The sequence below is a fragment of the Neisseria sp. P0021.S006 genome (genome assembly GCF_051956895.1).
Genome location: NZ_JBQCWZ010000826.1, coordinates 1 through 636, shown reverse-complemented (window position 1 = coordinate 636; position 636 = coordinate 1). Strand labels below are relative to the sequence as shown.

The window sequence follows — 636 nt, the reverse complement described above, 5'->3', positions numbered from 1 at the left end:
GTGGATTACCCCGTCTTGGCACGAAGCGCCCAACGGCAACGCCGTCAACCTGCAACTCGACCCGGGCCTTGCCTTCGGCACAGGCAGCCATCCGACCACCCGCCTCTGCCTCAAATGGCTGGACACGCAGCTCAAAGGCGGCGAAAGCGTATTGGACTACGGCTGCGGCTCAGGCATTTTGGCCATTGCCGCCCTCAAACTCGGCGCAGGCTCGGCCATCGGCGTAGATATTGACGAACAAGCCATCCGCGCCAGCAAAGACAATGCCGCGCAAAACAACGTCGATGCGCAGTTCTACCTGCCGGACGGCTTGCCGCAAGGCCAATTTGATGTCGTTGTCGCCAACATTCTGGCAAACCCGTTGCGTATGCTCGGCGAAATGCTTGCCGCGCGTACCAAACAAGGCGGCCGCATTGTTTTATCCGGCCTTTTGGACGAACAAGTCGAAGAACTCAGCGGCATTTACAGCCAATGGTTTGACATCGATCCTGCCGAAATCGAAGAAGGCTGGGCGCGATTGAGCGGCGTCAAACGCTAAACCTGTTTTCCGATACAAAGGCCGTCTGAAATTTAATCTTTCAGACGGCCTTTTTGCACTTAAAACGCTGAATATTCCAGCAAAATCAGGTATAATTG

1 protein-coding gene is annotated in these 636 nt (G+C 55.3%); it reads left to right on the top strand.

The genetic code is table 11. The annotated features are described in order from the left end of the window. The coding region (gene prmA / locus ACTHUM_RS17335; protein ID WP_440403605.1) for a 50S ribosomal protein L11 methyltransferase at positions 1 to 538 on the top strand (538 nt) is incomplete at its 5' end. Positions 539 to 636: the final 98 nt, after the last annotated feature.